A 6704-nucleotide genomic window follows, 5' to 3' on the forward strand; every position below is an offset into this window, starting at 1 on the left:
TCATCTCCTGGACTTCCGGTCACGCCCCGCCACGTACCTGCCGAACTTCTTGGCTGCGGCTCTGGCCGCGTCGAAGCAGCTGCATGAGACGTCCCTGGCCGTCATGGACAGGGAGACTGTTTCACGTGAAACAAGCGCGGTCCGCCCCGCCAGGGGGAGTGACTATCGCAGGACGGGGATCCGAAGGGAGCCGTGGATCGGCATATTGCCCACCTCGCCCCAACGACCCTGCGCCTCCAGCTACGCTCACCCGCCACTTCGACGGCCCATCAACGGCGAAAGCCTCTGCCGCCTCCCCGACCTCGGCACCGAAATCGCCGAAGCCCTCCCTTCCCAGCCCGGCTCGTCCCGTCATCGCGGGCGTCCCGAAGCTGTCACCGGATCGGCGCTACGGGGATGCCTGACACGATGGGGATCTTCAGGGCTTCGATATGGGCGAGCCACGAGCTCCGCCACCCCCCGCTCCCGCCGGTTGTCGTGGGCGTCTCCGATCCGACCGACACCGTCCTAGGCAACGGCAACGTCACTCATCAGCGCCAGGAGCATGCAGCAAGTTCGTCCGTGGTGAAGCCGGGCACTCGTGGCCGTCCCCGGCGCCCTGAGAGCCGAAGTCGCCGGGAACAGACGAGCGCCCCGGGAGATGCCTCCCGGGGCGCTCGGACGTCCTGCCGTCAGGGTTCGGTCGGGCCGTCGTCCGGGGCCATCGACTTGATGATGCGGTCGAGGTCCTCCAAGGTGGCGAACTCGACGACGATCTTGCCCTTGTTGCGGCCCATGTCGACGCGCACCTTCGTCTCATAGCGGTCGGAGAGGCGGTCGGCCAGCTCCTGGAGACCGGGAGCGACGGGCTTCTTCCGGCGGCCCTGGCGCGGCGTCTTCGGTTCATCGACCTCGCGGAGAGCGATGAGCTCTTCGAGCGCGCGCACGGAGAGCCCCTCCTGGACGATGCGCTGCGCCAGGTGCTCCTGAGCCTCGATGCTGTCGAGGGAGAGCAGGGCACGCGCATGGCCGGCGGAAAGGACTCCCGCGGCGACCCGGCGCTGAACAGCCGGCGGCAGGTTAAGCAGACGGAGCGTATTGGTGATGTGCGGCCGCGACCGGCCGATGCGTCCGGCGAGCTGCTCATGGGTGGCGCCGAAGTCCTGGAGAAGCTGCTGGTACGCGGCCGCCTCCTCCAGCGGGTTGAGCTGCTGACGGTGCAGGTTCTCAATGAGGGCGTCACGGAGGAGGTCGTTGTCGCCGGTGTCGCGGACGATCGCCGGGATGACGTCCAGCCCCGCCATCTTGGACGCACGCCACCGGCGCTCGCCCATGATGAGTTCATAGTCGTGGTCGCCCGACGTGACCTTGCGGACGACGATCGGCTGCAGGAGCCCGACGATGCCGATCGACTCCGCCAGCTCCGCCAGGGCCTGCTCGTCGAAGTGCTCACGCGGCTGGCGCGGGTTGACGGTGATCGAGCTGAGCGGCAGCTCGGCGAAGTGGGCGCCGGCGACCGGCTCGAGCGCTGGCCCCGAGGAGGAGCCGTTGGCCGGGGGAGCCGCGGGGCCGCCCGGGTATCCCGGCTCGCCCATCTCGGCCGGGGCCGACGGGGGCGGCGAGGTGGGAATGAGGGCACCGAGGCCCTTCCCCAGGCCGCGTCGCTGCTGGCTCACTGGGCGGCTCCTCCGTGGGCCATCTCCGAGGCGGCTTCGCTGTAGGCGAGGGCGCCGCTCGAACCGGGGTCGTAGGTCATGACGGACTGTCCGTAGCTCGGGGCCTCGGAGACCCGGACGCTGCGGGGGATCACGGTGTTGAGGACGACGTCGCCGAAGTGGTTGCGGACGTCCTCCGCGACCTGCGCGGCGAGGCGCGTCCGGGCGTCGTACATCGTGAGCAGAATCGTGGACACCTTCAGCTTCTGGTTGAGGTGCGCCTTGACGAGGTCGACGGTTCGGATGAGCTGGCCGAGGCCCTCCAGCGCGTAGTACTCGCACTGGATCGGGATGAGCAGCTCGTCCCCGCCGACCAGGGCGTTCACCGTGAGCAGCCCCAGGGACGGCGGGCAGTCGATGAGGACGTAGTCGAACTTCTCGGTGTCGTAGGCGTCGAGCGCCCGGCGCAGCCGCGATTCGCGGGCGACCTTGGAGACGAGTTCGATCTCGGCACCGGCGAGGTTGAGGGTCGCGGGCGCGCAGTAGAGGTTCGGGATCTCCGGCGCCGGGACGATGATGTCGGCGAGCGCCATGTCCTCGATCAGCACGTCGTAGATCGACGGGACCTCGGCGTGGTGCTCGACGCCGAGGGCCGTTGAGGCGTTGCCCTGGGGGTCGAGGTCCACCACGAGCACCTGGGCGCCGTGCATGGCGAGCGATGCGGCGAGGTTCACCGAGCTGGTGGATGGTGATGACGCGGCATCTGTCCGGCCGCGGCCATTCCCGGTCCCTGCGGCCCGGCATCGTCTTCACCGCCGCGGCCGATGTTTCATGTGAAACCTTGGCGTCCTTGAGCGCCTCGCGCACGAGTTCTGACTCCCCCTGAGTTGGTCCCTTGCGCGGCCCGGGCGGCGCGGCGGCGGCCTGCGTCGGTACATAGCCGACGTTCTCGGCCGTCCCGGACGTCGTGCTGCCCCACATCGCGTGTCCTGAGGGCGCGGCCCCCGGCTCCTTGGCCGGGCCCTGCTCCTCCGGCGTCCCGTTGGGCGGTGCCGCCTCGCCGGGTCCGCCCAGGCCGAATGGCTGTTCGTCGGGGGATTCGCCTGTGCGGTCAGGCCGGCCCAGTCCTGGTCCCGTGCTCATGAAGACCTCTTCCTCGACCCTTTTGCACGCCGGGGTGCGCGCTGTCGTCGTCCGACAACCCCGCCTCGGCCGGCGACCACACGGACGAGCGTTGTCGGCGGATCGACCATACCTTGCCCGACTTGAAGCAGTTCGGTGGTCCGGACCCCGAACCGTTCCAGCACGGGTGCCGCCTCGTCCAGTTCGGCGGCGGCCCGCTCCCCCTTGAGCGCGAGCAGCTCACCCCCCGGACGCAGCAGCGGAAGCGCCCAGGTCGCGAGCCGTTCGAGCGGGGCGACGGCCCGCGCGGTGGCCACGTCCACGGAGAACTCCTCGACGACGTCCTCGGCCCGCGCCCGGCGCACCACGACGTTCGGCAGGTCGAGCATCTCGACGCACTCGTTTAGGAAGGTCGTACGGCGCAGCAGCGGTTCCAGCAGGGTGACCCGCAGGTCGGGTCGGACGATCGCGAGCACGATGCCCGGCAGCCCGGCCCCCGAGCCGATGTCGACGACCTGCGCGTCCGCCGGAATCACCTCGGACACCACCGCGCAGTTGATCAGGTGGCGTTCCCAGAGACGGTCGACCTCGCGCGGCCCGATGAGCCCGCGCTCGACGCCGTCCTCGGCGAGGAACGCCGCATAGCGCTCCGCGACCGGCAAAGCGTCACCGAATACCTCCCGTGCAATCCCCATCAGACGAATCGTTCCACAGAACCAAGCGTGCGCGTGCACGCGAAACGTCCGTCCTTGGGTTTGAAGCCCACACCACCCACCTGGGCGACCCGGGCCGAGGACGGACGGACGGACCGGCCGGCGGAGGCGCTGGACCCTTGCGTAATGGCAAGAACCACATGACCCGTCGGCATAACCCCGTCTCCTCGGGTAAAGGCGGTGTGTCGCCCGACCTCCCCCTGGAAGGAGCTCCGACAGATGGGAATCGGAGTCAGTCTCGCATTCATCGCCATCGGCGCGATTCTCGCGTTCGCCCTCCGCGTCGAGCTCAGTGGCATCGACATCACCCTGGTCGGCTGGATCCTGATCCTGGTGGGGCTCATCAGCATGGGATTCACCCTCCGGTACACGCGGCCCCGGCGCCGCGCCGGCCGCATCGTCGGCGCCGACCCTGCCTACGGGGACGAGCCGGGAACGGTGGTCCATGAGGAGCACATCGTCGAGGACCCGCCCCGCGCCGGACGTCCGGCCGAGCGAGTCGAACGGGTGATCGAACACCCGGCGGACGAGGGCGTGACGCACAGCAACGTCGCGCAGGACCCGGCGTACGCCCAGGACCCCGCATACGCGCAGGACCCGGCCGTGCAGAACGCGTCCGGCCTCGATGCGGAGGGACGGGCCGTCCCGCAGCGCCGACGGTGGCGCCGGACCGCCCGGAGGTAGCCGTCCGCCGCCGATCCTGCTCGGTGTGCTCGGGCGGCGGCGCACACCGAGCTCCCAAGGGGCCCCGCGCCGGGCAGGGCGCGGGGCCCTCCTAAGCGTTATCCACAGGCGGCGATTCCCCATGCCCTCGCCCACCGGGGACTTGACACTGGGACTAAGCGGGTCCGCCCCCGGGCGGGAGGGGCGTCCCTTTCAACAACCCGCGCTCGTCACCAACCAGCCCAACCATCCACCCCGCACTCACTCACCCGCACTCGATCACCCACACGCTCTAATCCCCGCGGACGCCCTGCCCACGGACGCCCTGCCCACAGAACACCCTGCCCACAGACACCCTGCCCACCCCGACCCAGCGGGTCGCGGTGCCACAGCCCGAGGGCCTCGTCCAGATGACCGACGGCCTCCGCCCGCGCCACAGCGGCAGCCCGGCCGCAACAACGGCGCCGCTCGCCCGCTCGGCCGCGCGCCGACAGGCGTGCGCCCAGCGCTTTCAACTCGTGCACGCTGCACCCACCCCCTTTGGCCGGCCAATGCGAACGGCCCCGGTGCCGAGGGCATCGGGGCCGTTCGTGGGATGGTGCGTAGGTCGGCCGAGCAGGACGGCCGCCAGTGTCAAGCGGGGTAGATGACCACGTAGCGGTCGGGCTCTTCGCCCTCGGACTCGCTGCGCAGGCCCGCCGCGGCGACCGCATCGTGGACGATCTTGCGTTCGAACGGGGTCATCGGCGCGAGCGGCTTCGACTCGCCGCTCTGCTTGACCTCGTCCGCGACGTCGGTGCCGAGCTTGGTCAGCTCGGCGCGCCGGCGCTCGCGGTAGCCGCCGATGTCGAGCATGAGGCGGGTGCGGTTGCCCGTCTGCCGGTGGACGGCCAGGCGGGTCAGCTCCTGCAGCGCCTCCAGGACCTCGCCGCGTTTGCCGACCAGCTCGTCCAGGGACGCGCCGACGACGGCCACGATCGCGCGCTCGCCCTCGACGTCCATGTCGATGTCGCCGTCGTAGTCACCGATGTCCAGCAGGCCCTCGATGTAGTCGGCGGCGATCTCGCCTTCCTGCTCGAGCGCCTGGACGTCGACCTCGGTCGTGTCGGTCTGGCTCAACGGGGTCTCCTTCTCCGGCACGTGCTCGGGGTTCAAACTAGCGCTTCGGGGTGCCGCTGCGCTTGCTGCGCGGCTTGCGGGTCGGCTGGTTGCGCACGACCTTCGGCTTGTCGTCCGTCTCGGGGACGGTGTCCGTCTCCTTCTTCAGCTTCGTCTTGCCGCCGGAGGAGCCCTGGCCGTTCTTCGAGGCGGAGGTCTTCGCGCCGGTCTTGGTACCGGTCTTGGTACCGGCCTTGGCGCCCGCCTTCGTACCGGTCTTCGTGCCGGTCTTCGAGCCCGCCTTGCCGGACGTGGTCGGCGTGTCGGCGTCCGCGCTGGGCGGCGGGTACTTCTTGAAGATGTAGTGCTGCTGCGCCAGCGTCCAGCTGTTGGACGTGACCCAGTACATGAGGACGCCCAGCGGGAACCCGAGGCCGAAGAGGCCGAACAGCGGCGCGAGGAAGACCATCATCTTCTGCGCCTGCATCATCGGGTTGTTCTCGTCCGTGATGGGCTGGCGCTTCATGCTCGCCCGGACGGTGAAGAACGTCGTGATGGAGCTGATCACCACCGCGATGGCGGTGATGATGATCGCGGTCCAGCTCTTGGGGTCGGAGCCCCAGGCGTTCAGGAAGGTGTCCGGGATGTGGGCGCCGAGGATGCTGGCCTGCTGCGCGCTCGCCACGAGGTCGGCCGAGACGGCGAAGACGCTCTCGCCGGGGTCGGCGTCGGAGATCTTCTTCAGCGTCTGGAACAGCCCGATGAAGATCGGCATCTGGACCAGGAGGGGCAGGCAGCCCGCCAGCGGGTTGGCGCCGTTCTCCTGGTAGAGCTTCATGACCTCCTGGTTGAGGCGCTGCTTGTCGTTCTTGTATTTCTTGCGCAGCGCCTGGACCTTGGGGTTCAGCTCCTGCATCTTCCGCGAAGCGTGGATCTGCTTCACGAACAGGGGGACGAGGATGAGCCGCAGCAGGACCGTGAGCAGAATGATCGAGCCGCCCCAGGCCCATCCACTGTCCTCGGGGACGAAGGTGCTCAGCCCCGTGTGGATCCACACGATGAGCTGAGAGACGATCTCGTACAACCAATCAAGCACCGGGCAGCTCCTTGGGCTCTGCTAGGGCGGGGCCGCTCTCCGCGCGGCCGGAGTTCGAAGAAGCCGCCGCGGATCGCCTCGGGGAAGGCTCCCCGGGGCCCCCGGAGGGGATCGATCGCTCCTGGGGAACGTGCTCCCCAGGCTCCCCGGAGAAGGGCGTCTCGGACGACTTCTTCGGCGGCACCGGGTCGTGACCCCCGGGGTGGAAGGGGTGGCACCGCGCGATGCGGCGGGCCGTCAGCCACGTGCCGCGCAGCGCCCCGTGCACCTGGAGGGCCTCCAGGCCGTACGCGCTGCAGCTGGGCTGGAATCTGCACTGCTGCCCGAGCAGGGGACTCAAGAAGCGGCGGTAGGCGCGGACGAGAAGGATCAGCAGGC

5 protein-coding genes and 2 pseudogenes are annotated in these 6704 nt (G+C 69.6%); 1 reads left to right on the forward strand and 6 read right to left on the reverse strand.

Annotation, left to right across the window (positions count from 1 at the left end; translation table 11 throughout):
* Positions 1–671: 671 nt before the first annotated feature.
* The 3 genes and pseudogenes from IEZ03_RS29625 to rsmG form a co-directional block, all read right to left on the reverse strand.
* The gene (locus tag IEZ03_RS29625; protein ID WP_184890174.1) at positions 672–1655 is read right to left on the reverse strand and encodes a ParB/RepB/Spo0J family partition protein; all 984 of its coding nucleotides are present in this window, start codon (positions 1653–1655) and stop codon (positions 672–674) included.
* Positions 1652–2438 (reverse strand): annotated as a pseudogene (locus tag IEZ03_RS29630) (ParA family protein). Before IEZ03_RS29630 ends, IEZ03_RS29625 begins: the two are co-directional and overlap by 4 nt.
* Positions 2439–2773: 335 nt before the next feature.
* Positions 2774–3451 (reverse strand): 16S rRNA (guanine(527)-N(7))-methyltransferase RsmG, encoded by a 678-nt coding sequence (rsmG, locus tag IEZ03_RS29635; RefSeq protein ID WP_184890175.1) that lies wholly within the window; start codon positions 3449–3451, stop codon positions 2774–2776.
* 237 nt (positions 3452–3688) lie between these two features.
* On the opposite strand from rsmG, the gene IEZ03_RS29640 reads away from it, so the two are divergent.
* Positions 3689–4153 carry a DUF6458 family protein gene (locus IEZ03_RS29640; RefSeq protein ID WP_184890176.1) on the forward strand — a complete coding sequence of 155 codons (465 nt, stop codon included), beginning with the start codon at positions 3689–3691 and terminating at the stop codon, positions 4151–4153.
* Positions 4154–4765: 612 nt separating this feature from the next.
* On the opposite strand, the gene IEZ03_RS29645 is transcribed toward IEZ03_RS29640, so the two are convergent.
* The 3 genes and pseudogenes from IEZ03_RS29645 to yidD form a co-directional block, all read right to left on the reverse strand.
* A complete protein-coding gene (locus IEZ03_RS29645) occupies positions 4766–5251 on the reverse strand; it encodes a Jag family protein (protein ID WP_131986507.1) in 486 nt (161 codons plus the stop codon).
* A 37-nt stretch (positions 5252–5288) separates the two neighbouring features.
* Positions 5289–6326: a membrane protein insertase YidC gene (yidC, locus tag IEZ03_RS29650; RefSeq protein WP_184890177.1), complete on the reverse strand. Its 1038-nt coding sequence runs from the start codon at positions 6324–6326 to the stop codon at positions 5289–5291.
* 87 nt (positions 6327–6413) lie between these two features.
* Positions 6414–6702 (reverse strand): annotated as a pseudogene (gene yidD / locus IEZ03_RS38730) (membrane protein insertion efficiency factor YidD); the annotation flags it as partial.
* Positions 6703–6704: the final 2 nt, after the last annotated feature.

The organism is Actinomadura livida (assembly GCF_014648675.1).
Taxonomy (GTDB): domain Bacteria; phylum Actinomycetota; class Actinomycetes; order Streptosporangiales; family Streptosporangiaceae; genus Spirillospora; species Spirillospora livida.

Excerpts from the sequence above, each read along its gene's own strand:
- IEZ03_RS29640 (WP_184890176.1), top strand. The coding sequence starts at position 3,689 with ATGGGAATCGGAGTCAGTCTCGCATTCATCGCCATCGGCGCGATTCTC.
- rsmG (WP_184890175.1), bottom strand. The coding sequence starts at position 3,451 with ATGGGGATTGCACGGGAGGTATTCGGTGACGCTTTGCCGGTCGCGGAG.